The 335-nt window shown below is 33.1% G+C and carries 1 protein-coding gene; it reads left to right on the top strand.

The window, feature by feature from the left end; genetic code table 11:
* Nucleotides 1-335, top strand: a 335-nt coding sequence (locus tag FE392_RS23265) for an amino acid permease (protein ID WP_319932040.1), incomplete at both ends; no start/stop codon positions are given.

The raw sequence follows: 335 nt of genomic DNA on the forward strand, positions 1-335 counted from the left end.
CAAAAACCATTAGTAGACGCATTAAATTTAGCAATTGGAAATAAAGGCGCATATATAATGGCTTTACTCGCTCTTATATCTTTATTTGGATCTACAGTTGGCTGGATTGTTGTTAGTTCAGAAGTACCTTACCAGGCTGCCAAAAATGGACTTTTCCCTAAGTTTTTCAGTAAAACAAATAAAAAGGGTAGTCCTTCAAAATCATTATTTATTACAAATGTAATGACGCAAATTTTCTTATTTTCAACGATTTCTGGTACTGTTTCAGAAGCGTATAGTTTCGCTATTGTCGTAGCAACATTAGCCTATTTAATTCCATACCTAGTTTCTACTCT

Origin of the sequence: Xenorhabdus santafensis, from assembly GCF_033949405.1 — a bacterium.
GTDB classification, from domain to species: domain Bacteria; phylum Pseudomonadota; class Gammaproteobacteria; order Enterobacterales; family Enterobacteriaceae; genus Xenorhabdus; species Xenorhabdus santafensis.